Source organism: Arthrobacter sp. NPDC058127 (assembly GCF_042884555.1).
Classification (GTDB): domain Bacteria; phylum Actinomycetota; class Actinomycetes; order Actinomycetales; family Micrococcaceae; genus Arthrobacter.
Map to the genome: position 1 here is coordinate 440,899 of NZ_JBHVTT010000002.1, position 20,643 is coordinate 461,541.

General features: G+C 61.5%; 25 protein-coding genes. 15 read left to right on the forward strand and 10 right to left on the reverse strand.

The window, feature by feature from the left end:
* From ACFVTG_RS05440 to ACFVTG_RS05500, 13 genes are all read left to right on the forward strand, one after another.
* A complete protein-coding gene (locus ACFVTG_RS05440; RefSeq protein ID WP_390278713.1) occupies positions 1–1,017 on the forward strand; it encodes an ABC transporter permease in 1,017 nt (338 codons plus the stop codon).
* Entirely contained in the window at positions 1,017–2,072 is a 1,056-nt protein-coding gene (locus ACFVTG_RS05445) for an ABC transporter ATP-binding protein (RefSeq protein WP_390278715.1), read from the forward strand. Before ACFVTG_RS05440 ends, ACFVTG_RS05445 begins: the two co-directional genes overlap by 1 nt.
* The gene (locus tag ACFVTG_RS05450) at positions 2,069–2,914 is read left to right on the forward strand and encodes an ATP-binding cassette domain-containing protein (protein WP_390278718.1); all 846 of its coding nucleotides are present in this window, start codon (positions 2,069–2,071) and stop codon (positions 2,912–2,914) included. The genes ACFVTG_RS05445 and ACFVTG_RS05450 overlap by 4 nt, the downstream gene beginning before the upstream one ends.
* 1 nt (position 2,915) lies before the next feature.
* The gene (locus tag ACFVTG_RS05455) at positions 2,916–4,535 is read left to right on the forward strand and encodes an ABC transporter substrate-binding protein (RefSeq protein ID WP_390278720.1); all 1,620 of its coding nucleotides are present in this window, start codon (positions 2,916–2,918) and stop codon (positions 4,533–4,535) included.
* 87 nt (positions 4,536–4,622) lie between these two features.
* The gene (locus ACFVTG_RS05460; protein WP_390278722.1) at positions 4,623–5,663 is read left to right on the forward strand and encodes a sugar phosphate isomerase/epimerase family protein; all 1,041 of its coding nucleotides are present in this window, start codon (positions 4,623–4,625) and stop codon (positions 5,661–5,663) included.
* 108 nt (positions 5,664–5,771) lie between these two features.
* Complete coding sequence (locus tag ACFVTG_RS05465; protein WP_284755167.1) at positions 5,772–6,722, forward strand: P1 family peptidase; 951 nt, start codon at positions 5,772–5,774, stop codon at positions 6,720–6,722.
* Between the two features lie 257 nt (positions 6,723–6,979).
* Positions 6,980–7,201 (forward strand): translation initiation factor IF-1, encoded by a 222-nt coding sequence (gene infA / locus ACFVTG_RS05470; protein WP_009358723.1) that lies wholly within the window; start codon positions 6,980–6,982, stop codon positions 7,199–7,201.
* 74 nt (positions 7,202–7,275) lie between these two features.
* Positions 7,276–7,389 carry a 50S ribosomal protein L36 gene (gene rpmJ / locus ACFVTG_RS05475; protein ID WP_011775570.1) on the forward strand — a complete coding sequence of 38 codons (114 nt, stop codon included), beginning with the start codon at positions 7,276–7,278 and terminating at the stop codon, positions 7,387–7,389.
* 191 nt (positions 7,390–7,580) lie between these two features.
* A complete protein-coding gene (rpsM, locus tag ACFVTG_RS05480) occupies positions 7,581–7,958 on the forward strand; it encodes a 30S ribosomal protein S13 (protein ID WP_011775569.1) in 378 nt (125 codons plus the stop codon).
* Between the two features lie 44 nt (positions 7,959–8,002).
* On the forward strand, positions 8,003–8,404 hold the full coding sequence (gene rpsK / locus ACFVTG_RS05485) for a 30S ribosomal protein S11 (protein WP_028265083.1): 402 nt from the start codon (positions 8,003–8,005) through the stop codon (positions 8,402–8,404).
* 144 nt (positions 8,405–8,548) lie between these two features.
* Positions 8,549–9,559 (forward strand): DNA-directed RNA polymerase subunit alpha, encoded by a 1,011-nt coding sequence (locus ACFVTG_RS05490; RefSeq protein ID WP_011692778.1) that lies wholly within the window; start codon positions 8,549–8,551, stop codon positions 9,557–9,559.
* Positions 9,560–9,625: 66 nt separating this feature from the next.
* Positions 9,626–10,186 carry a 50S ribosomal protein L17 gene (rplQ, locus tag ACFVTG_RS05495; protein ID WP_390278728.1) on the forward strand — a complete coding sequence of 187 codons (561 nt, stop codon included), beginning with the start codon at positions 9,626–9,628 and terminating at the stop codon, positions 10,184–10,186.
* Between the two features lie 32 nt (positions 10,187–10,218).
* Positions 10,219–11,109, forward strand: a complete 891-nt coding sequence (locus ACFVTG_RS05500) for a tRNA pseudouridine synthase A (RefSeq protein WP_390278731.1) — start codon at positions 10,219–10,221, stop codon at positions 11,107–11,109.
* Between the two features lie 152 nt (positions 11,110–11,261).
* Here the strand turns inward: ACFVTG_RS05500 and ACFVTG_RS05505 are convergent, their stop codons facing one another.
* From ACFVTG_RS05505 to ACFVTG_RS05550, 10 genes are all read right to left on the reverse strand, one after another.
* Entirely contained in the window at positions 11,262–12,152 is an 891-nt protein-coding gene (locus tag ACFVTG_RS05505) for a type II secretion system F family protein (protein WP_390278734.1), read from the reverse strand.
* 9 nt (positions 12,153–12,161) lie between these two features.
* A complete protein-coding gene (locus ACFVTG_RS05510; protein ID WP_390278736.1) occupies positions 12,162–13,109 on the reverse strand; it encodes a type II secretion system F family protein in 948 nt (315 codons plus the stop codon).
* A complete protein-coding gene (locus ACFVTG_RS05515; protein ID WP_390278739.1) occupies positions 13,106–14,548 on the reverse strand; it encodes a CpaF family protein in 1,443 nt (480 codons plus the stop codon). Before ACFVTG_RS05515 ends, ACFVTG_RS05510 begins: the two co-directional genes overlap by 4 nt.
* Positions 14,545–15,741 carry a CpaE family protein gene (locus tag ACFVTG_RS05520; protein WP_390278742.1) on the reverse strand — a complete coding sequence of 399 codons (1,197 nt, stop codon included), beginning with the start codon at positions 15,739–15,741 and terminating at the stop codon, positions 14,545–14,547. Before ACFVTG_RS05520 ends, ACFVTG_RS05515 begins: the two co-directional genes overlap by 4 nt.
* Complete coding sequence (gene cpaB / locus ACFVTG_RS05525) at positions 15,738–16,496, reverse strand: Flp pilus assembly protein CpaB (RefSeq protein WP_390278745.1); 759 nt, start codon at positions 16,494–16,496, stop codon at positions 15,738–15,740. Before cpaB ends, ACFVTG_RS05520 begins: the two co-directional genes overlap by 4 nt.
* Before the next feature lie 50 nt (positions 16,497–16,546).
* Complete coding sequence (locus ACFVTG_RS05530; protein WP_390278948.1) at positions 16,547–17,485, reverse strand: pilus assembly protein TadG-related protein; 939 nt, start codon at positions 17,483–17,485, stop codon at positions 16,547–16,549.
* Positions 17,486–17,553: 68 nt separating this feature from the next.
* On the reverse strand, positions 17,554–17,967 hold the full coding sequence (locus ACFVTG_RS05535) for a TadE/TadG family type IV pilus assembly protein (protein WP_390278748.1): 414 nt from the start codon (positions 17,965–17,967) through the stop codon (positions 17,554–17,556).
* An 11-nt stretch (positions 17,968–17,978) separates the two neighbouring features.
* The gene (locus ACFVTG_RS05540; protein ID WP_268020766.1) at positions 17,979–18,140 is read right to left on the reverse strand and encodes a Flp family type IVb pilin; all 162 of its coding nucleotides are present in this window, start codon (positions 18,138–18,140) and stop codon (positions 17,979–17,981) included.
* Positions 18,141–18,229: 89 nt separating this feature from the next.
* Positions 18,230–18,424 (reverse strand): Flp family type IVb pilin, encoded by a 195-nt coding sequence (locus ACFVTG_RS05545; RefSeq protein ID WP_284980801.1) that lies wholly within the window; start codon positions 18,422–18,424, stop codon positions 18,230–18,232.
* Positions 18,425–18,694: 270 nt separating this feature from the next.
* Entirely contained in the window at positions 18,695–19,348 is a 654-nt protein-coding gene (locus tag ACFVTG_RS05550) for a prepilin peptidase (RefSeq protein ID WP_390278752.1), read from the reverse strand.
* 295 nt (positions 19,349–19,643) lie between these two features.
* On the opposite strand from ACFVTG_RS05550, the gene rplM reads away from it, so the two are divergent.
* On the forward strand, positions 19,644–20,087 hold the full coding sequence (gene rplM, locus ACFVTG_RS05555; protein ID WP_024817563.1) for a 50S ribosomal protein L13: 444 nt from the start codon (positions 19,644–19,646) through the stop codon (positions 20,085–20,087).
* 37 nt (positions 20,088–20,124) lie between these two features.
* The gene (rpsI, locus tag ACFVTG_RS05560; RefSeq protein WP_284755190.1) at positions 20,125–20,631 is read left to right on the forward strand and encodes a 30S ribosomal protein S9; all 507 of its coding nucleotides are present in this window, start codon (positions 20,125–20,127) and stop codon (positions 20,629–20,631) included.
* Positions 20,632–20,643: the final 12 nt, after the last annotated feature.

Sequence of the window (20,643 nt, forward strand, 5' to 3'; positions counted from 1 at the left end):
ATGATTAACACCATTTTCAAACGGCTCGGAGTAGCACTGGCCACGGTCTTCGGGGCTTCGATCTTCGCCTTCATCCTCCTTCGCAAGGTTCCCGGCGACCCGGCCCGGGCCATTGCCGGCGATGCGGCCACCGACGACGCCATCGCCGCGCTGCGCAAGTCGATGGGACTGGATGACAACCTGTTCGTCCAGTACGGCAACTACATGGGCTCGCTCCTCCGCGGCGACTTCGGTTTCTCGTACAGCACCGGCAACAGCGTGGGCAGCCTCCTTGCCCAACGGCTGCCGGCGACGATCGAACTGGGGCTGCTGTCGGTCATCATTGCCATTGTGGCGGCGGTCCTCGCCGCGAGCATCTCGGTCTACTCACGACGCCGCTGGCCGGACCGGCTTCTTCGAATCGCTTCCTCCCTTGCCATGGGATCGCCACCCTTCTGGATCGCCCTTCTTGCCTTGCTGGTTCTCTCGATCCAGCTCGGGATATTCCCGGGTCCCGAGGGCCGACTGTCACCAGGGACCCTCCGTCCGCCGAACGTCACCGGCATGTTTACCGTGGACGCCCTGCTTGCGGGACAGTGGGGAACTTTCGTCAATGCGGGCTGGCACCTGATTCTGCCCGCGATAATTATCGCCCTGGGTCCGTTCGCCTTCCTCAGCCGGCTGTACCGGAACCAGCTCCGCGGCACGCTCCGCGAAACCTTCGTCACCGTCGCCCAGAGCCACGGCCTGCGCAGGTTCCCGGTCTACTCGCGCCACGTGGCTCCGCACGGCCTGTTGGCACTGTTGCCGGCTGCTTCGCTGTTGTTCGCCGATCTCCTGGCGGGAAGCCTGCTGGTCGAGAAAGTGTTCGGGTGGCCGGGCATCGGTTCCATGACCGCAGACGCCATCATCCAGAAGGACTTTGCCGTGGTCCAGGCAGTGCTCCTGCTGGCCGCCATCCTCTACGTGGTGGTCAGCCTTGCCGCGGACCTCATCATGACCGCGGCAGATCCCCGCACCCGAGTAGGAGCCCGCTAATGTCGCACACCAACGCACTTCCTTTTCCTTCCCGGAGCATGGCCCGCGACGTGATCACGGACCAGGCGCCCGTACTGAGCGTCAACGGACTAACCACCAACTTCGATACAGCCTCGGGAACCGTCCACGCGGTGCGGGACGTATCGTTCGACCTCTACAAGCGGCAGAGATTGGCGATCGTCGGTGAATCGGGCTCCGGGAAATCCGCCCTCGCCATGTCCCTCGTGGGGCTCGTTCCGCCACCGGGACGCATTGTCGGCGGCAGCGTCAAGCTCAACGGGACAGAGCTCGTGGGCCTTGACGACGCCGGGATCTCCAAGATCCGGGGCCGCGACATCGGCTTGGTGTTCCAAGACCCGATGGCTGCCCTCGATCCCCTCAAGACCATCGGAACCCAGTTCGTGGAAACCATCCGGGTGCACCAGGACGTGTCCGCCAAGGTGGCCCGGCGGATGGCCTGCGAACTCCTCGCCGAAGTGGGCGTCAACGATCCCGAACGGAGGATCGCCGACTACCCACACCAGTACTCCGGGGGCATGAGGCAGCGCGTGCTCATTGCCATGGCCATCGCGAACGACCCCGCCGTGGTCATCGCCGACGAACCCACCACGGCCCTGGACGTCACCACGCAGGCGCAAGTCCTCGACCTCCTGGCCAAGATCTGCGACGAACGCGGCAATGCGCTGGTGATGATCACCCACAACCTGGGGATCGTGGAAGAACTCTGCGACAGCGTCAACGTCATGTATGCGGGACGGTTCGTCGAATCCAGCAGCACCCGGTCCCTTTTCGGCTCGCCGGCGCACCCCTACTCGAAGGCGCTCCTCGACTGTGTCATCGACCCCGCCACTGCCAAGCGTGGAGCGTTGCCGGCCATCCCCGGCTCGCCCCCGGACCTTTCCGTGAATGAGCCCGGATGTCCTTTTGTGTCCCGATGCCCGATCGGCCGGGACGAACTACGGTGCGCAACTGAACGGCCCGAGGCGCGCGCCTTGGCGGGCGGCGCCGTCGTCCGCTGCCATTTCGCAAGCGACACTCCAGGAGATGCAGCATGAGCAACGCAGCCACAGCCCCGCTCTTGCGGGTGGAGAACCTCAATAAGTCCTACGGCAGGGGTGTCGGTTCCCGGAACCGGACACAGATCCTGCGGGATGTCTCCTTCGAACTGCGCCGCGGACAAACACTGGGGCTCGTGGGGGAATCGGGCAGCGGCAAGTCCACCACGGCTGCGTGCGTCATGGGCCTGACCGCAGTAGACAGCGGACTGATCGAGTTCGACGGCGTCGACCTCACGTCCCTGTCGAAGCCGGAGATGCGGCGGATGCGCAAGCGCATCCAGATGGTGTTCCAGGACCCCAACGGATCCCTCGATCCCCGCTTCACAGTTGCCGACCTCGTGGAAGAGCCGTTGGTCATCCACGGCGTCTCGGACCCGGCGGAGCGCTCGCGCCGGGTCGAGGAAGTGCTTGACCGCGTGGGGATCACCCTCAAGCAGGCGCAACGCTATCCGTTCGCGTTCTCCGGCGGTCAACGCCAGCGGATCGCGATTGCCAGGGCACTGGTCCTCAATCCGGACCTCGTGGTCTTGGACGAACCCGTGAGCGCGCTGGACGTCTCCATCCAGGCCCAGGTCCTCAACCTCCTGAGCGACCTCCAGGATGAGCTCGGGTTGACCTATTTGTTCATCGTCCATGACCTGGCGGTGGCGCGGCTCATGAGCCATCACATCGCCGTCATGAATTCGGGACAGATCGTCGAGGCCGGAACTTCAGCGGACGTCTTCGACAACACCACCCATCCCTATACCCGTGCGTTGCTTGACGCGGTGCCGGGCGCTCGCCGTCGGGCAAATGCGCTTGCGGCGGCCGGGACGGCCGCAGCCATGGAAGGAAAGTGAAATGAGGACCCTGCCCTCCCTGCGCACCCTGACGAAGAGGACGACGGCGTTCCTCGCCGCGGCGGGCCTGCTCGCCCTGGCGGGCTGTGCCAGTCCGGCTGCTTCGTCGGCCCCGAGCAGCCGGCCCTTCACCGTAAACTGGGCCACGACGCTGACCAACATTGATCCGGCTTTCGTCTGCGCGGGCAATGAGAACAGCTTTGCTAGCAACTTTTACGCCCGGCTGGTCAAGCTCGACGAGGATCAACAGCCCGACGGCACGCTCGTGGCCAATACTGATCCTGCCCGCGTCAAAGGGGACTTGGCCACATCCTGGACGGTTTCCCCCGACGGGAAGGCCTACACGTTCTCCTTGCATCCGGGAGCCAAATTCGCGAACGGCAACCCTTTGGACGCCGAGGCCGTCCGGTACTCGATCATGCGGAACCTCACCATCGGAGGGTGCGGATCCCTTGGCCTGCAGATCGGCCTGACGGACCCGCCCCTGATTAGCAGCGTCGTCGTGGTGGACCCAGAGACTGTCCGGCTCCAGCTATCACGCGCATACCCCGCGATCCTGGTGACGTTGGCGCAGAGCCGCGGGTCGATCTATGACCCGAAAGTCATCAAGGAACATGGCGAGGACAAGAAAGGCGTGCCGAATCAATGGTTGTCCGCGCACACAGCCAGCAGTAGCGGCCCCTACGTTCTGGACGAGTACGTGGCCAACAACTACGCGGTCCTCAAGCGCAATCCGAACTACTACGGCCAAGCCGCCAAGGAACCGGTGGTCCGCGTCAACTTCATCACCTCGATCCCGACCCTGATGCTGCAGGCCCGCCGTGGAGAGGCGGATGTGACCCTGGGGCTGCCACCCTACGTGGTTCACGAACTAAGCCAGAACGACTGCTGCACGGTCACCGCGGCCCCGGCATTTGCTCCGGTCACGGTGTCATTCGACAACTCCTCCGGCGTCACGTCGAATCCAAAATTGCGGGAGGCGCTGACGTACGCGGTGCCGTACGAACAAATCAAGGCCAGCGTGGCATACGGCTACGCGGACAGCTACTACGGTCCCTTCGTTCCAGGAACACCCGGCTTCGACGCGCAACGCTCGGCCGCGCGCCCGCTCGACAAGGACAGGGCACGGGCCTTGGTCAAGGAGTCGGGTCTGGTGAACCCCCAGATCGACCTCATGATCAACCCGACATCGCCAGGGGTCTCCACGCTTGCGACGATCCTGAAAGCCTCGTGGGAAGACATAGGGGTCACGGTCAACATCGATTCGCAGACGCCCACGGCCTTCGCCACGAAGTTCAACACGGGCAAATACCAGTCTGCGCTGCTTTTCGAGAGCGCCGGTGCGGTGGCTGCCTACGAACTCCGCAAGAAGATGACCTGTGGCAGCAGCTTCAACAACCAGCACATCTGCATTCCAGGCACGCCGGATCTCATGAAGAAGCTCGACAACGCCCCGGATCTCCAGGCGCAGCAGCCGTACATCAATGCCCTGGTGGACGCGTGGCGGGCCAGTTCGCCCACCATCATCCTCTACCGTGCGCAGTTCACGGCGGTGCTGGCCCACTCGGTAAAGGCCTTTGACTACGCCTCGTCAACCACTTTCTACAACTGGGGACGCTAGGGGCGACCTCTCTGGGTACCGCTCGGGGCTCCGGAGAGCACCCGCGGCGGACAAGACAAACACGAAGAACTAGCTAAGGACGCGAAAATGCGAATTGGTGTCGATGGAAGCAAAATCCCCCACGAAGCGGACGACTCGGCGATCCGTATCCTTGAGCGGGCGCACGGCATGGGGATGGAAGGGGTGTATTTCCGTAGCGTCATGGACGTCTCCCCAACCCTGGACCGCGGCTTGCTCGCAGAAGTCCGGGACTGTGCGGACTCACTCAACCTGTACCTCCAGATGGGTCTGGCCAAGGTCAACCCGTACGCGACGGCCGAAGCGCCCCAGGTCCGCAGGCTCGGCGACGGCGACTACACGCGCGGCATGATCAAGATGATCGAGGCCGCCCACGAAGCCGCCGGAGTGACCGACTTGTGGGTGGCGTGTGCCAACTACCAGCGCGGCATGCCGGGCTACTACGTTTTCGACCGCTTTCGGACCGACGCACCGTGGGCAGACCAGCTCGTGGCGATCGAGAAGTTCCTGCGGCTGCTTGCGCCGGTGGCCCGGGATCACGGCGTACACATGAACATCGAGACCCACGAAGAGATCACGAGCTACGAAATCGTCCGCTTGGTGGAAGCCGTGGGGCCGGACGTCCTCGGGGTTACCTTCGACACGGCCAACGTGGTGGTGCGCGGGGAAGACCCTGTGGCCGCTGCGCGTCGCGTGGCACCGTACACCCGGGCCACGCACTTGCGGGACTTTGTCCTGGGCGAACAAGACGGCGTGTTCGGGCGGGTCTTCGCACCGATCGGCCAGGGCTCGATCGATTGGGATGCGGTTCTCGGCATCCTGCGCGCCGAAAACCCGGACCTGCCGCTCTCCATCGAGAACGCAGGTCCCACCCTGCACTTGCCGATCGGCCTCGACGATCCTGAATGGATTGCCATGCACCCTGACCTGGACCCCGAAGAGGTGGCCAGCATCCGGAACATGGCTGCGGACTACGCGGAACGCGCGGAACGGGGCGACGCGCCGCGGCTCGGCGACTTGCGCGCCGCCCCGTACGACGGCGCGCACTTTATCGACGTCTCGGCGAAAGCCTTGAGGGACGCGCTGTCCCGGATCGGAGCAGCGGTGTAGGCACGACTGCACCGTCCACACCCAACTGGCTCGCAGTTGTTGTCGTTTAGACGGCTGATAACGACAACAACTGCGAGCTACTTGGGTGGGGAGGAGCAGAATAGGCCCATGACTTCCAAGATCACTGATGTGCCAGGAATCCGGGTGGGACATGTCCAGCGGATCGGCGGTGGCTGGCTGAGCGGGGTGACCGTTGTCCTTCCGCCGCCGGGGACGGTGGGATCGGTGGATGTGCGTGGCGGCGGCCCCGGCACGCACGAGACGGACGCCCTCGACCCCACCACGCTGGTGCCCACGGTCGACGCCGTTGTGCTCACCGGCGGTAGCGCCTTCGGTTTGGTCACGGCCCACGGCGCCCAGCGATGGTGCGAAGAACAAGGGCGCGGTTTCGCCGTGACCGGGGGAGTAGTACCGATCGTCCCGGCCGCCGCGATCTTCGACCTGGGTCGCGGCGGTGACTTCGCAGCCCGCCCCGACGAAGCCATGGGTTACGAAGCCGCCGGTGCGGCTGCGGCGTCAAGCGAGCACGCCGACGTCGTGCGCGGAAACGTCGGTGCCGGTACCGGTGCCGTGATTGGGCGCGGCGCGTTCAAAGGGGGAGTGGGCACCTCGTCCATCACCCTGGACAGCGGCGTGGTGGTGGGTGCGCTCGCAGTGGTCAACGCTCTGGGAATGCCTTTCGGCACATCGTCCCGTCGGACGGAATCCGGCAGCTCCGAACCGGCGGGGCCTCCGGCGCTGAACACCACGCTCGTCGTCGTCGCCACCAACGCGGTCCTCGACCCGGCCGAATGCAAGCGCACCGCGAGTGCCGCACACGCCGGCCTCGCCCGGGCGCTGAGTCCTTCCCATACCCTCGCCGACGGCGACACCGTGTTCGCGCTGGCGACCGGCGCCGTCGGGCTTGACCGCAGTTCGGAACAAGCAAGGCAGGTGTCGCTCATCACCCTGCAAAGCGCAGCGGCAGACGCCGTCCGCCTGGCTGTCCTCGACGGTGTCGCGGCCGCGGAATCCATCACGACGGCGGCAAGCACCTTCCCTGCCTACGGCGCGGTTTAGCGGGATCCAAGGGGGTTCCGCGGCCAGGGGAAGGGTGACACCGTGCCGGTGTCTGCGCTAGCATGGGCGGATTTAACTTTCGCGCCGTCTTGGCGTAGAGTTGTCTGTTGGTTGTCTGCACAGCCACGCCCATTTAACAGGTCGCGAGTCCTGCTTCGTGGAGTGGCAGGAGCCGGACGGCCAAACAAACAAAAAACGTCCGCAGATTTTCCGGTGCCTAACCGGAGGGCTGCGGCAAACAACAGTTAGCGGAGGATATGGCCAAGAAGGACGGGGTCATTGAGATCGAGGGCGTTGTGACTGAGGCGCTGCCCAATGCGATGTTTCGCGTTGAGCTCACCAACAAGCACATCGTTCTTGCACACATCTCGGGGAAGATGCGACAGCACTACATCAGGATTCTCCCTGAGGACCGCGTAGTGGTGGAGCTGAGCCCTTACGACCTCACACGTGGTCGCATCGTCTACCGCTACAAGTAATTGCTGGGCGGCAGCCTCGGGAAACCCGGGTATAGCCGTTTCAGCCGACCAACTGCAACACGCAAAGGAACGCCATGAAGGTCAAGCCGAGCGTTAAGCAGATCTGCGACAAGTGCAAAGTGATCCGCCGTAATGGCCGGGTCATGGTGATCTGCGAGAACCCGCGCCACAAGCAGCGCCAGGGCTAATTCCCCGCAAGGGAACTAGCGCCCGCGAGGGCAACCTGGGTTGCTAACCCACGCAAGTAAATAAAGGCAGCACAAGCTGAATTGGGACGTATGGAGCCCGGACAGCTAACCCCCGGTCGGAGGCTGGGGCCGCACTGAAAGTGCGGGTGTACTGCCTACGACCTCCGGTTTATTCAAGGAGTACTGCCACTATGGCTCGTCTCGCTGGCGTAGACATTCCCCGCGAAAAGCGGTTGGAAATTGCGCTTACTTACATCTACGGCGTGGGCAAGACCCGTGCACACGAAACCCTGGCTGCCACCGGCATCAGCGCTGACGTTCGCGTCAAGGACCTGACTGACGCCGAGCTGGTCCAGCTGCGTGACTACATTGAAGGCAACTACAAGGTTGAGGGTGACCTTCGCCGCGAAGTAGCAGCAGATATCCGCCGCAAGGTTGAAATCGGCAGCTACGAAGGCCTGCGTCACCGCAAGGGCCTGCCCGTACGCGGTCAGCGTACGAAGACCAACGCTCGTACCCGCAAGGGCCCGAAGCGTACCGTCGCCGGCAAGAAGAAGGCCGGCCGCTAGAAATAGCGCCGACTTTCCCCCGATAACTTTCTGTAGGAGAAATAATGCCCCCGAAGACTCGTGGCGCGGTTCGCAAGCCGCGTAAGAAGGACAAGAAGAATATCGCGCTTGGCCAAGCGCACATCAAGAGCACCTTTAACAACACCATCGTGTCCATCACGGACCCGAACGGTGCTGTAATCTCCTGGGCTTCCGCCGGTGAGGTTGGATTCAAGGGCTCCCGCAAGTCCACCCCGTTCGCCGCCCAGATGGCTGCTGAGGCCGCTGCAAAGCGTGCCCAGGAGCACGGTCTGCGCAAGGTTGACGTGTTCGTCAAGGGACCGGGATCCGGACGCGAGACCGCAATCCGTTCGCTGCAGGCCGCTGGCCTCGAGGTTGGCTCCATCCAGGACGTCACCCCCAGCGCCCACAACGGTTGCCGCCCGCCGAAGCGCCGCCGCGTCTAATTGGATTCTTGGCCTTTGCCGGCCGGGTTCGCCACGGAACAGTCTGACTGTTCCGTGGCGCCCCGGCCGGCAAAGCCGGAACCAAGCCGATTTCCACCACCTGTGTTGCGTCATATAGCGGATGCTCGCCGAAAGGAAACCTAAGTGCTTATTGCACAGCGCCCCACTCTGTCTGAAGAAGTAGTCTCCGAGAACCGCTCGCGTTTCATCATTGAACCGCTGGAACCGGGCTTCGGTTACACCCTCGGAAACTCCCTCCGCCGTACCCTGCTCTCCTCCATCCCCGGTGCCGCTGTAACCAGCATCCGGATCGATGGCGTGCTGCACGAGTTCACCACGGTTCCGGGTGTCAAGGAAGATGTCACTGAGATCATCCTGAACATCAAGAACCTCTCCGTGTCCTCCGAGCACGATGAGCCGGTTGTTGCATACCTGCGCAAGCAGGGCCCCGGAGTCGTCACCGCCGCGGACATCGCTCCGCCGGCCGGCGTCGAATTCCACAACCCGGATCTGCACATTGCCACGCTGAACTCGAAGGGCAAGTTCGAACTCGAACTGACCATCGAACGCGGCCGCGGCTACGTTTCGGCAGCTCAGAACAAGTCCGGCGACTCCGAGATCGGCCGTATCCCGGTCGACTCGATCTACTCGCCGGTCTTGAAGGTTACCTTCCGCGTGGAAGCTACCCGTGTTGAGCAGCGCACTGACTTCGACAAGCTGATTGTCGACGTCGAGACCAAGCAGGCTATCGCCCCGCGCGACGCTGTTGCTTCGGCAGGCACCACGCTGGTGGAACTGTTCGGTCTTGCACGTGAGCTGAACACCGCAGCTGAAGGTATCGAGATTGGCCCGTCGCCGACGGATGCTGCCCTGGCAGCTGACATGGCACTGCCGATCGAGGATCTGGACCTCACCGTCCGTTCCTACAACTGCCTCAAGCGTGAGGGCATCCACACCGTGGGTGAACTCGTTGCCCGCTCCGAGGCTGACCTGATGGACATCCGTAACTTCGGTGCGAAGTCCATCGACGAGGTCAAGGCAAAGCTGGTTGAACTGGGTCTGTCCCTCAAGGATTCCCCTCCCGGTTTCGATCTTGCAGCCCGCGCCGCAGCCATCGAAGAGGACGACGCCGCGTTCAGCGACGACGAGCTCTAACAAGCAGATCTTGGCCACCGAGTCCACGTTCGGACCCGGACGGCCTTCATTACAGGAGAAATTACTATGCCTACCCCCACTAAGGGTCCGCGCCTCGGAGGCGGTCCGGCTCACGAGCGCCTGATGCTCGCGAACCTGGCAGCATCGCTGTTCGAGCACAAGCGCATCACCACCACGGTCACCAAGGCCAAGCGCCTGAAGCCGTACGCAGAGCGCCTCGTGACCTTCGCCAAGCGCGGCGACCTGTCCTCCCGCCGTCGCGTGCTCGGCCTGATCAGCGACAAGGGCATCGTCCACGAGCTGTTCACCGACATCGCCGGCGCCGTTGCCAACCGCGATGGTGGCTACACCCGTATCACCAAGATCGGCAACCGCAAGGGCGACAACGCTCCCATGGCTGTCATCGAGCTGGTTCTTGAGCCGGTTTCCCCGAAGCAGGCTGTAGTTGCCGAGGCAACTGCTGCTGCCAAGAAGGACGCTGAGAAGGCTGCTCCGGTTGCCGAAGAAGCCGCTCCGGTTGCCGAGGAAGAGGTCGTTGAGGCTGAAGCCGCAGAGACCGAAGCCGAGGCTCCTGAAGCTGAAGCTGCTGAAACCGAAGAGGCTCCGGCCGCTGAGGAAAAGAAGTAATTCACTGAATTCTTCACAGTAGACTTAAGTCTATGAACGAACGAAAACCCGCTGCCCCCGTTTTGGGGGGCGGCGGGTTTTTGCGTGTCCGGATGGATCTTTCGTACGACGGCGGCCCTTTCAACGGGTGGGCGCTCCAGCCCGGTCTTCGCACAGTGCAAGGATCGCTGGAAGAGGGGTTGGCGCTGATCGTCCGGCGCCCTGTCCGGGTCACCGTGGCGGGGCGGACAGACGCCGGCGTCCACGCGCGCGGACAAGTGGCGCACATTGATCTCACCGAGGCCGAGTGGGGTGGACTGCCGAGGGGCCACGAAATCGACCCCGCCGCCGCGCTGCTCCGGAGGCTTCGCGGAGCCTTGAGCCGGGTCCTGCATGGTGAGACCGGCGCCATCGAGGTGCACGACGTCGGACTGGCGGCTGACGGTTTCGACGCTCGCTTCTCAGCGTTGTGGCGCCGCTACAGTTACCGGATTGCCGATGGCCCCGAACGCTGGGACCCCGTCTTGCGCAGGCTCACCCTTTGGCACAAGGCGGAGTTGGACGAGGACGCGATGAATTCCGGGGCGGCGTCGCTCCTTGGGCTTCAGGACTTTCGCGCCTATTGCAAGCCTAGGGAAGGTGCCACGACTATCCGCGAGCTGCAGCGGTTTGAATTCGTGCGTGGCAGTGATGGTGTATTGGTCGCCAACGTCCAGGCCGACGCATTCTGCCACAACATGGTGCGGGCCTTGGTGGGGTCCGCATTGCGTGTGGGGGAGGGCCTGGAAAGTCCGGAGTGGCTGCACGAGCGCCTGCTTGCGGGGGTCAGGGACGCGAAGTCCGTGTTGGCTGCGCCGCACCCCTTGGTGCTTGAGGAAGTGGCCTATCCCTCTGACGACCAACTGTTTGCGCGGGCTGAGCTGACCCGGGCCCGGCGGGAGTAGGTTCGGGGCCGTCCAAACGTTCCACCCTTGGAACGTTTGGACGGCCCCCTCCCGGCTCTGGGTACCGTGGAGGGGGCCTGCGAAGACCACCCGCGGTTCTGGGTTCGCGGGTGGCCGGTCGGTAGCGCCCCAGATGCGCCGGTCCTAGGTGGTCAGAACGCACCCACGAAGTTGTTCATGACGTTGATGACTGCCGGGCCCATGATCACAGTGAAGAGCACAGGGAGTATGCACAACATGAGGGGAAACAGCACCTTGATCGGAAGCTTCATTGCCTTCTCTTCAGCCCGCTGACGACGCTTGACGCGCATTTGCGAGGCCTGTGTCCGAAGGACGTTGGCTATGGCGATTCCGTAGGTGTCAGCCTGAACGACTGCCCGCACAAAGCTTCGCAATTCTGGAACGTCCGCACGGCTGGCGAGAGCCAAGTATGCTTCTTTGCGGCTGCGCCCAGCCTGCATGTCCTGCAGGGTGCGCAGGAATTCCGAGGCCAAGGGGCCGGATCCATTCTGACCCGCCCTTGACATCGCCGCCTCGAATCCAAGACCTGCCTCCACCGAAATCAGCATCTGGTCCAGGGTGTTCGGAAGTTCCAATTGAATGGCTTCCTGGCGCTTCGCCCCACGGCTGTGGATCATGACATCCGGCACCAGATAGCACAACGCAATAACGAATAGGTACAGCAGGAGGCCTGGTCCGCTCGGTGCGCGGAGGAAGAAGTAAAGGCCCAGAAGCCCGGCAACGAGGGCGAGTGCCGGTTTGGCAATGAGGAGCCGCTCCAACGGCATTCCCGCCGGACGACCGGCCCGGGCGAGGAGCGTGTCCAGCCAACCGACGTATCCCTTGGGCGTGAAACGAACGCCAAGTTCCTTGAAAGGGATCCGCTGGGCCTCAGACCCTGCTTGTTGAAGCCTTCCAGAACTTCTTCTCAAATTCGCTCGGACTGTCGCCAATCCGGCGCGGTCGATGGAAATGAAGGACCAGGCCATTCCGGCGATGGGTACGACAATCAGTGCTACGAAAAGCCATGCAATAGGACTCATAGCGACCCCTTAGAACTTGATCTTGACGACGCGGCTGAGCCAGAAGGCCCCAAGCCCCAGCAAGATGACGGCTGTAACGATCATGATCCACCCGAGAAGGTTGGAGTACAGCAGCCCGATGTATTTAGGATTTGTCAGGCTGAGGTATAAAAACATTCCGACTGGCAAGGCAATGAGGATATATGCGGAGAGGCGTCCTTCGGCGCTTAGGGCGCGAACCTGGCCTTTGACCTGTGCCCGCTCACGAATGGTTTCTCCGACGTGGTCCAGGACGTCTGCCAAGTCGCCACCTACCTCCCGGTGGATCTCGATGGCCTGGGCCGTCCAGACGAAGTCTTCGCTGTCGAGGCGATCGGCAGCATCGCTCATTGAATCCTTTAAATCGCGGCCGAGCCGTGTTTCCGCGACTATCCGGGCAAACTCGTCGCGGGTAGGAGATTCGGCCTCCTGGGCCACGGCATCTATTGAACGGAGCAGGCTATGCCCCGCTCGCATGCCGCCCGAGAGCATTTGAATGGTGTCACCGAGTTGGAGCTCAAATTTCGCCCTACGGCGGGCCGTCAGCACACTCACGATGAGCTTTGCAACGAAAGGCGCGGCGATCAGCAAAAGCAAGCCGAAAACGAAGCCGCTGATGATGAAGCCGACTATTCCGGCAACGAAGGCCGAGCAAGTAATCAGCAAAATATAGTCTGCGGGCTTAATTTTGATACCCGCCTTTTCCAAGGTCGCGCGGGTTCCTGATGAGCGGGTTTTCCCCACGGCGTTGTCAACGAAGGTGACCGCAGATGCCGTCACCTTTGTAAGCGCCGAAGTTTGGACCGTCCCACCGGGACGACGCCTGGACAGCGCTATGTCCGAATTCCGCGATCCGAGGAACACGAACACCACGACGCACAATGCCAAGAACGCGAAGACAACGCCGAGCGCGAGAAATACGGGGTCGGTGGGATTCACCTTAGTCCACCCCCCATGTGCAAGGAGCCAAAAACGGCGGGCGAAATCTGTATTCCCAGATCGGCAAAGTGGTCAACGAAACGTGGCCGTACCCCGGTGGGTACGGGCCGTCCGAGGAAACGGCCATTCGCGTCGACTCCCGCTGAGTAATCGAAAGTGAAAGCGTCCTGCAGAGTCACAATGTCGCCTTCCATACCTTGGACCTCGGTGACGTGGGTGACGCGCCTGGTGCCGTCGCGAAGGCGGGAGATGTGCACAATCAGGTTGACCGCAGACGCGATCTGTTCCCGGATGGCCCTTAGTGGCAGATCCATGCCGGCCATCAGTACCAGAGTCTCCAAGCGTGCTACCGCGTCCCGCGGAGAGTTTGCGTGCACAGTGGAGATTGAACCGTCGTGGCCCGTGTTCATGGCCTGGAGCATGTCCAAGGATTCGCCACCGCGCACCTCCCCGACAACAATCCGGTCGGGCCTCATGCGCAGGGAGTTCCGCACGAGGTCACGAATGGAAATTTCACCTTTTCCTTCGATGTTTCGTGGCCGGCTCTCCAAACGGACAACATGCTCTTGTTGTAGTTGAAGCTCCACAGCATCCTCAATGGTGACAATGCGTTCGTCTGCGGGGAGGAACGACGAGAGAACATTGAGCAGAGTTGTCTTTCCCGTACCGGTACCGCCCGAGACGATGATGTTCAAACGGGCTTGGACACAGGCATGCAACAATTCCGCCATCTCAGGGCTCAGGGTGCCCAGCCCAATGAGATTTTGGACAGTGAGAGGGACCCGAGCAAATTTACGAATGGTCAGCGACGACCCATTCACCGCCAGGGGTGGAATGATTGCGTTCACACGTGAGCCGTCGGCAAGGCGTGCGTCAACCAAAGGCGAAGATTCGTCGATTCGACGACCCACCTTTGACACGATCCGTTCGATGATTTTACGAAGATGCTCTTCAGACGTGAAGCGGGCACCCGTCAGGTAGAGCTTTCCAGCACTCTCCACGTAAACACGATCGGCACTGTTCACCATGATCTCAGTGATGTCCTGATCATCAAGAAAGCGCTGCAGGGGTCCCAGTCCCAGGACGTCGTCGGCGATTTCCTGGACAAGCCTTTGACGCTCTGCCGAACTCAGGGGAATTTCGTCCTCATCAATGACCGCGCGGAGTTCGTCCTTGACGAACTGATGAAGCTCGGCTTCATCCATGTTCGTGTCCGAGATCCGTGCACCCATGCGCTCGTAGAGCGCTTCGCTGGTGCGTTCCTTGATTGCCGAGAGTGCTTGGCTGGTTTCCGCGGAACCGGGTAGGGAATCAGTCTGGAAGGGAAGCTGGTCAGGGCCGCTACTTCTCGGAGCGGACCAAGGATCGTCCACAGGACTTGCTGCTGTGGCGGCTGGTTCGATTCCCCGTGCTGAGTCGAGGCGCTTGGAGAGGTTCATTGGACTACCGCCCTTCGGTGCAATTGCTTGTGAGGTCGGGCCTCCCAGTCCGGCTTGAACCGGTCGACCAACTTTCGGAGGCCTTTCGCCGCGGCATCCTTGGAACCGTCTTGCAGCAGCGGAATGCCTTTGTTCGTTGAAAACGGCAGTGCCCTGGAACGAGGTAGGGTGACGTCGACCGGACAGCCGATTGTCGCTTCAACGTCGGCCAGCGAGAGCCCACTCCGCCTGTCAGCGAAGTTCAACACCACATGGCGATGCCGCGGTAGCAGCCCAATCTCGTCCAGGACGTCCAAACCGGTCCGCAAACCCTTGATGCTGGGAATGTCCATTCCGCACACCCAGACAACGTCGGTAGCGCGCTCGAGAGTTGCCAGCACGTGCTCGCCAAGTCCCGGGGCCGTGTCCACCACGACGTATTGGAATTCGTTCGCAAGTTGTTCAAGGAGATGTCCAACCTGGTCGGCCGAGATGTGTTCGATCTGGGTTGGATTGTGAGGCGCGCAGAGTGCGTAAATTCCCGCCGGGTGGACAGAGAGGTATGACTTCAAGACCATGCTGTCCTGAACGGCCGCTCCGGTCACGGCGTCCGCGATAGTCTTTTGCGGCTCGAGGAGAAGGCCGGACGCGACGTCGCCAAATTGCAGATCCAGATCGGCCACCACCACACCCATTCCGGCGAGCTTGCCAAGACCCACGGCAAGGTTGGTGGAAATCGTCGTTTTTCCGACTCCACCCTTGGGCGACATCACAGCGATAATCCGCCCGCCAGGCCGTTCTCCTTCGACTGTCGCGCCCAATCCACGTCGGCGGCCAGCGGCTGCCAGGCTCGCACGCTCAAGTAGAATACGGATCGTATCCACTCCCGAGTCCGGGGGAAGCAAGTCCCTGATTCCCGCCCGCATGGCCGGCAACGCGGTTTGCGCGTGGTCATCGGCGGCCAGGACAACACTAATCTCCGGATACTGCAGATCGAAGAGGCTCGCCAATCTGAAAGCGTCGTCAAGCGCCAGTCCCGGCCCGAGGACCAACACTTCCAACAACTCGCCGGACAGGACCCGCAATACGTCGTCAGGGCTTGGTGGAAGATAGTCGGCCGCGATGGACTGAACTTCACCGTGCATGCCGTCAGTCGCTTGCCGGACCCGGCGTTCAAAGTCCGCGTTCGGTGTGATAACTAGGAAGCGACTCATTGGAGGACCTCTGCCCGCTTGATCGTGACATTGGGGCTCACGCTCGCGGTAGACGGTTCCTTGGTCAACCAGATGTCGCCATACTTGGCCCCGAAAGCGATCTTCGTGGCGTCAACGTCATTCCGGGCGAGGGTCACAATGAAGGCACCGTCCGGCACTTGGGTATTGGCTTGTTCTTGGCCGGACTGAGTCTGACTGCTGGTGGACTTCGACTGCGATGCTGCCCGTTGAACACTGGTCACAAGTACCTTGTGGAAGACCATTTGCGCACTACCGCCAGCGCTGCCCTGTGCTGCGGAATCGTCGAGCAGGACCACGACACCAACGGTGTCGCCGGCCGCGATTCGCCCACCGACTACCCGCTGGGCATCCAGATGGACGGAAATCTCCTGGAGACCTGCCGGGACTGGCACGGAACCAGGGGCCGCCAGACTCGTCGGATCGACGAGTCGGGCCCCAAGAAGAGCCTCTCCTGGAAGCAAGTCGACACCCGACACTTTTCCGTCGAGCCCATCAAGGCTCTTGAGTGCCCCATTGGGTACTGAAGCCGCCGGTAGCGACGCGAGCTTGACAGCCGACTTGACCGTCTGCAGATCGGAACCTGCGGGAATTTTGCTTTGAACTACTAGGACGTCCACGGGCTGGAGGTCTTTTTGGGCCCGTGCTTCCGATCCTTGTACATACGTAACCAGCAGCAACGTGCCGGCGATTGCCAGGACGATTGCGACTATGCCTCCCAGTAGGCGAGTTTTCAATTTATTTTCCCCTTAGTTTGACTATGGAGTTGTGCTCCCAGATTGGGTTGTTATTTGCTGAGGTGGACATTGAGGGTTCCGAGGTCTACCCCGGTTCCTCCGCCTCCACCAGCGGTGCCAATTGATTGGTATTTGATGAACTGTCCGATGATGCAGCGATCGTTTCCACCAGAACAGGCCAAATTGGGGTTTCCGAGCGCGGCGTTTGTGTTGTGATAGACGTAGGGGCTGCCATTACTGCCAAATTTCCAGCCCACGATGGTGAACGTGGCGTATCCGATAATGTGGAACGACCCCGTATTGCCACTCCCGGTTGCTGTGTCGAAGACCGGAAATAGCACTTTCACTGTGCCGCCGCCGTTGAGGGTGTCGACCCAGCCCTGAAGTACCGTCTGGCAAGCGCTTGGAAAATTGTTACCGGGGTCCGAACCGATGCTGGTGCTGCCGGCCTGTGTGGTGGAGTAGCACGGCGAGCTTTGGGTCAACCATCCCCAACCTCCGGGAATGGTATGGCCCGAGGCGTTGGTGCAGGTGATTCCGGGTTTCCAGGAAATCTTCTGAAGGTCGCCCGTCGGCGCGGAACCGCTCAAATCCCAGCAGTTGTCTGAGAATGCAAGCGGGAAAGCCCCTCCGTTGCTCGGCGGACCCCACGTGGCCTGGGCCGAAGCTTCGATGTCGGTAGTTTGAATGCCGAGCACCCGTGCGAACACCAGGGAGAAATGATTGTTTCCCGAGGTATCGCGCGACTGGGTGGTGATGTCCACCGTTGAAGCTCCCAGATTGACGGTTGCGTTGGGCACATTGGTGACGCCGTCCAAAGCGTTGTTCCCAGCCAACGCGGTGGCGGCGGCCGCCGGTCCAACGCAGTCCGAGGAACTCGGATCTTTGGCGCAAGCTTGAGCGATGGCAATTGCGGCGGCGTCCGCGCCGTTTTGAAGTTGGGCATGTTCCGAATACATGGAACCGACGTCGATGGCGAAGGCTGCCATGCCAAGAAGCACAACCATAAGGAGAGCGGTGAGTGGGGCTACCACGCCACGCTCAGGATCGTCTCGCCTTAGCCGCCACATCGCATAACCCCTTTGCCTTGCAGGCTAAGTTGCGACGGCATCCCGGGAACCAAACCGGGGAACCCCGTCATCCACGGAGTGCTGTAAGCCACTGTGACGACCACATTGCACGGATTTGAGCCGACAGACTGGACACTGATGTTCGACTCAGACAAAGGAACGGATGGGGCTGCGGCAACTCCCGCGTCTTGGGCGGCCGTCACGCTGTAGCCGGTATCCGTTTGGTGGATGGAGGCGTAGCGGGCAGCCTCCCGGGCAGCTTCGGTCAAGGAGACCTGGATGTTGAAGCCGCGTCCAAATTCGAAGATGCCAAGCACCAGCACTAGGAAAATCGGAAGTATCAAGGCAAATTCGACTGCGACGGCGCCAGCCTCGGATTCTGACTTCTTTCCGGAGTGCATAGCCGGCGCCTTTAGAGGTTATCGACGACGGTTTGGAATCCGGCTTGAACTTCCGGTCCAAGGAGCGCCACGGTTGCGATGATAGCTGCCGCAATCAATGCGACGAGGAGGCCATATTCGACTGCGGTTGCTCCAGTTTCAGAAACCCGGAGCCTTTGGAAAAACTTGTTCATTGCGTTTCCCCTTATAAAAGGTCCGGGCCGGCCTCGCCTTGAGGATTTCCTCGGCGTGACCGGCCCGGGTCGGAGATCGTCGGGTGTGTTCAGAGCGCCGTGTTGATTTTGGTAAAAGCGGTGTTGATCTGACCGCCAAGCGCGGCGACTACGGTAACGATCACGGCGGCGATCAGAGCGACAAGCATGCCGTATTCAACGGCTGTTGCGCCCTTCTCGGAGGACAGGATGCGATCCTTCACGCCGGCGACGAAAGCAATGACAGAAACCATGAGAGATGACATTGGAAAACCTTTCCCAGATAAGTGAATTTGTTTACGAATCCCTGCCGCTTGCATATCCCTTTTGGCGGTTCGGATTTCGATAGGACAAGAATTGCTCTTGGGAGGGTTAACAAACAATGCGTAGTGGTACTCGTCTTTTCTGGCACTGGTGGCATGGACTACTCGAAGAGGCCCCGCGTGGTACTCGGTTTTTCTGCCTAAGTACCACCTAGCTACTGACACGTATGGGACTCTTGGGAACTGAGGGGACCTGGGAGACCCGCCGTGGGCTCACCCGATGAGAAGTACCACTCCAATTGCTGCGGCAAACATTGCCGGTCCGTGGGCCACTTCAGCTGGCTTGATTCCGCGCTTCAGCAGCAACAGCAGCACCGTCATCACCCCGCCCACCACGAAGCCCAGTAGTCCCCCGTAAAACAGTTGGCTCCAGCCCAAGTAGCCCAAGTACATTCCGAGTGGTGCCGAGAGCTTCACATCGCCCATTCCGAGACCGCCCGGAGAAATTAATCCAAGAATCAAGTACGCAAGGAACAAAATGACGGCGCTGGCAATCGCGCGCAACAGTCCAGACCAGTCGAGAGTCAGTACGGCGGACATAGTTAACAGGCCAAAACCGGCAGCAAGCAGTGACAGGACCAGCGGGTTTGGAAGCAAATGGTGCGCGACATCCACGCGCGACAGCTGCCCTGCCATCACCGCTAGGAGCAGGTAGGCGGCGAGCGTCGGGGAGAATCCGAATCGGAGCGTCAGGAGGGCAAACAGCACGGCAGTGGCCACCGCCGTCGTGATTCGGATGGCGCGCGAGGGGAGTCCGCCAAGGCTGGGCAGGAATCGGGCTATCAGAAGCTCTGCCAGGGGGCTCGTGAGCAGGCCCAGGAGGCCGAAGGAGGCCACGAGCAAGGGCTGGGCGGCGGTTGCTGTCATGGCATCTCCTAGGAGCTTAGAAGCGGTCTCAGTTGTTCACGTTGGTTGACAGCCTATTTTGACCCTGAAGCTCCTTGCCGCTATTGTTGATAGTCGTTGTGCGTGTCCTTTCTCGATGACACATGCCCGCTTGGGGATCCAGTTGCAGGATCGTTAACTCGACAGGCATATCGGGACCTCGGGATGACTGGTACATAGAGCCCTCACCTCTGCTCCGGTAACGCATACCTAGTAGGCACACGTTTCAAGCGTGCCGCCTAAAACATGAACGCCAGAACAAGAACGAGGCAAAACCGTGCGTACGTACACCCCGAAGCCCGGCGATATCAACCGCCAGTGGCACGTCATTGACGCCACCGATGTTGTCCTTGGTCGTCTTGCCAGCCAGACCGCAACACTGCTGCGCGGAAAGCACAAGCCGACCTTTGCGTCCCACATGGACATGGGCGACTTCGTCATCATCATCAACGCTGAAAAGGTTGCCCTGACCGGTGCCAAGCTGGAGCAGAAGCGCGCATACCGCCACTCCGGCTACCCGGGCGGCCTGACCTCCGTCAACTACGCGGAGCTGCTGGAATCCAACCCGGTCCGCGCTGTTGAGAAGGCCATCAAGGGCATGCTCCCGAAGAACTCCCTCGCTGCACAGCAGTTGGGCAAGCTCAAGGTCTACCGTGGCGCTGAGCACCCCCACGCTGCACAGCAGCCTAAGACTTTCGAAATCACCCAGGTCGCCCAGTAGTCCTGGCCACCAAACAACTTTTAATACAAGGAGAATCGTGGCTCAGAACGAAGAACTGACCGCCGAAGCCGTCGAGGCCGAGGAAACCCTCACCAGCTACACCTCTGAAAGCTCGGCTGCTGAAGCCGCGCCGAAGAAGGAGCGCCCGGCACTGACCGTTGCCGGTGCTGCTGTTGGCCGCCGCAAGGAAGCCGTTGCGCGCGTTCGCGTTGTACCCGGCTCCGGCAAGTGGACCATCAACGGCCGTGAGCTGTCGAACTACTTCCCGAACAAGCTGCACCAGCAGGACGTCAACGAGCCCTTCAAGATCCTTGACCTTGAAGGCGCATACGACGTCATTGCCCGCATCCACGGCGGTGGCCCCTCCGGCCAGGCCGGTGCACTGCGCCTCGGTGTTGCTCGCTCGCTGAACGAGATCGACGTCGAGAACAACCGCGCCACCCTGAAGAAGGCCGGCTTCCTGACTCGTGACGCACGCGTCATCGAGCGTAAGAAGGCCGGTCTCAAGAAGGCACGCAAGGCTCAGCAGTACTCCAAGCGCTAAAAATGCGCCTAC

What these genes read in the sequence shown, in the direction of transcription:
- ACFVTG_RS05440 (WP_390278713.1), top strand. Translation starts at nt 1, where the DNA reads ATGATTAACACCATTTTCAAACGGCTCGGAGTAGCACTGGCCACGGTC.
- ACFVTG_RS05445 (WP_390278715.1), top strand. Translation starts at nt 1,017, where the DNA reads ATGTCGCACACCAACGCACTTCCTTTTCCTTCCCGGAGCATGGCCCGC.
- ACFVTG_RS05450 (WP_390278718.1), top strand. Translation starts at nt 2,069, where the DNA reads ATGAGCAACGCAGCCACAGCCCCGCTCTTGCGGGTGGAGAACCTCAAT.
- ACFVTG_RS05455 (WP_390278720.1), top strand. Translation starts at nt 2,916, where the DNA reads ATGAGGACCCTGCCCTCCCTGCGCACCCTGACGAAGAGGACGACGGCG.
- ACFVTG_RS05460 (WP_390278722.1), top strand. Translation starts at nt 4,623, where the DNA reads ATGCGAATTGGTGTCGATGGAAGCAAAATCCCCCACGAAGCGGACGAC.
- ACFVTG_RS05465 (WP_284755167.1), top strand. Translation starts at nt 5,772, where the DNA reads ATGACTTCCAAGATCACTGATGTGCCAGGAATCCGGGTGGGACATGTC.
- infA (WP_009358723.1), top strand. Translation starts at nt 6,980, where the DNA reads ATGGCCAAGAAGGACGGGGTCATTGAGATCGAGGGCGTTGTGACTGAG.
- rpmJ (WP_011775570.1), top strand. Translation starts at nt 7,276, where the DNA reads ATGAAGGTCAAGCCGAGCGTTAAGCAGATCTGCGACAAGTGCAAAGTG.
- rpsM (WP_011775569.1), top strand. Translation starts at nt 7,581, where the DNA reads ATGGCTCGTCTCGCTGGCGTAGACATTCCCCGCGAAAAGCGGTTGGAA.
- rpsK (WP_028265083.1), top strand. Translation starts at nt 8,003, where the DNA reads ATGCCCCCGAAGACTCGTGGCGCGGTTCGCAAGCCGCGTAAGAAGGAC.
- rplQ (WP_390278728.1), top strand. Translation starts at nt 9,626, where the DNA reads ATGCCTACCCCCACTAAGGGTCCGCGCCTCGGAGGCGGTCCGGCTCAC.
- ACFVTG_RS05500 (WP_390278731.1), top strand. Translation starts at nt 10,219, where the DNA reads ATGAACGAACGAAAACCCGCTGCCCCCGTTTTGGGGGGCGGCGGGTTT.
- ACFVTG_RS05505 (WP_390278734.1), bottom strand. Translation starts at nt 12,152, where the DNA reads ATGAGTCCTATTGCATGGCTTTTCGTAGCACTGATTGTCGTACCCATC.
- ACFVTG_RS05515 (WP_390278739.1), bottom strand. Translation starts at nt 14,548, where the DNA reads ATGAACCTCTCCAAGCGCCTCGACTCAGCACGGGGAATCGAACCAGCC.
- ACFVTG_RS05520 (WP_390278742.1), bottom strand. Translation starts at nt 15,741, where the DNA reads ATGAGTCGCTTCCTAGTTATCACACCGAACGCGGACTTTGAACGCCGG.
- ACFVTG_RS05530 (WP_390278948.1), bottom strand. Translation starts at nt 17,485, where the DNA reads ATGGCAGCCTTCGCCATCGACGTCGGTTCCATGTATTCGGAACATGCC.
- ACFVTG_RS05535 (WP_390278748.1), bottom strand. Translation starts at nt 17,967, where the DNA reads ATGCACTCCGGAAAGAAGTCAGAATCCGAGGCTGGCGCCGTCGCAGTC.
- ACFVTG_RS05540 (WP_268020766.1), bottom strand. Translation starts at nt 18,140, where the DNA reads ATGAACAAGTTTTTCCAAAGGCTCCGGGTTTCTGAAACTGGAGCAACC.
- ACFVTG_RS05545 (WP_284980801.1), bottom strand. Translation starts at nt 18,424, where the DNA reads ATGTCATCTCTCATGGTTTCTGTCATTGCTTTCGTCGCCGGCGTGAAG.
- ACFVTG_RS05550 (WP_390278752.1), bottom strand. Translation starts at nt 19,348, where the DNA reads ATGACAGCAACCGCCGCCCAGCCCTTGCTCGTGGCCTCCTTCGGCCTC.